General features: G+C 60.1%; 1 protein-coding gene. It reads right to left on the minus strand.

Annotated features, from left to right (window positions below; genetic code table 11):
* Positions 1 to 101: 101 nt before the first annotated feature.
* Positions 102 to 1267: amidase family protein (locus tag RTY00_RS18935; RefSeq protein WP_312665498.1), on the minus strand; the 1166-nt coding region annotated here is incomplete at its 5' end.

A 1267-nucleotide genomic window follows, 5' to 3' on the forward strand; every position in this document is an offset into this window, starting at 1 on the left:
GGAAACCAAACCACACCGCCGACACCGAACGGGTCGAGTGGCGATGGCTGAGCGGAACCGGTTCGTGCTCGAACTCCTGCTCTAAAGCCGGTGAATTTTTGTTAGTCATGGGCAACTCCGATCGAAACAGGTGTGATGTGATTCCAGGGTTGTATGCGCTCGAATGCGGCACTTGCCGCCAGCACCAGGCCATCGTCCAGATGACGACCCACGATTTGCATGCCAATCGGCAATCCGCTGGCGGTAAAGCCCGCGGGAACAGACGCCGCCGGTTGGCCGGTAAAATTGAACGGGAAGCAGAATGAGAGCCAGTGATCGCTGCGCACCATGCGGCCATCGATGATCTCCGGTCCCTGCATGTTGAGCGGGAACGGCGGCACCGCCAGCGTCGGCGACAGCAGCAGATCGTAATGCTGCATAAAGCGCCACATCTGATTGCACAGCTTTTTACGCGTGGTGTTGGCGTCGGTAAAGGTTTCAGCCCGCCAGTCGTGTTGCAGCATGGTGCTGAGATGCGGTGACATACGTGAACCGAGTTCAGCTTGCATGTTACGCATGCCGGAAAGATCGCTCTCAAAGGCCACCAGCGCGGCAAAAGTGGCACCTTCATCGGCGATGCCGGGATCGACCTCATCCAACTCGGCGCCGAGTTCACGGGCAAAACGGCGTGCGGCCTGTGTGACAATGTCACGCACCTCAGGATCGACAGCGATGTAACCGAAATCCGCGCTGAAGGCGATGCGCAGACCACTTAGCGGCTTATTCAGCGCGGCCAGCCAATCAACGTCATTGCAGGGAATCGAGTGGCGATCGCGCATATCGGGCCCCGCCATCACCGACATCATCAGCGCGCTGTCGCGCACCGAACGCGTCATTGGACCGATATGCTCCAGCGATTCCCAACTGGAAACGCCGGGATAACGCTCATCGCGACAGCCCGGCCACAAAGGTACGCGCCCCATTGACGCTTTCAGGCCAAACACGCCGCAGTGCGCAGCAGGAATGCGCACCGAACCGCCGCCGTCGCTGCCTAAGGCAATCGGACACAGGCGCGCTGCCAATGCCGCACCGGAACCGGCGCTGGAACCGCCTGGCGTTTTGCTGAGATCCCACGGATTGCGCGGTGATGGAAACAGCGGATTATGCCCGACGCCGCTGTATCCAAACTCCGGCGCAGTGGTTTTCCCCAGCAGCACCGCATCAGCGGCCAGCAGGCGTTCAACGGTAATGTCATCCTCATCCGGGATGAAATCGGCGTAGGCATGCG

It is taken from the genome of Pantoea sp. CTOTU49201, from assembly GCF_032054795.1.
Taxonomy (GTDB): domain Bacteria; phylum Pseudomonadota; class Gammaproteobacteria; order Enterobacterales; family Enterobacteriaceae; genus Pantoea; species Pantoea symbiotica.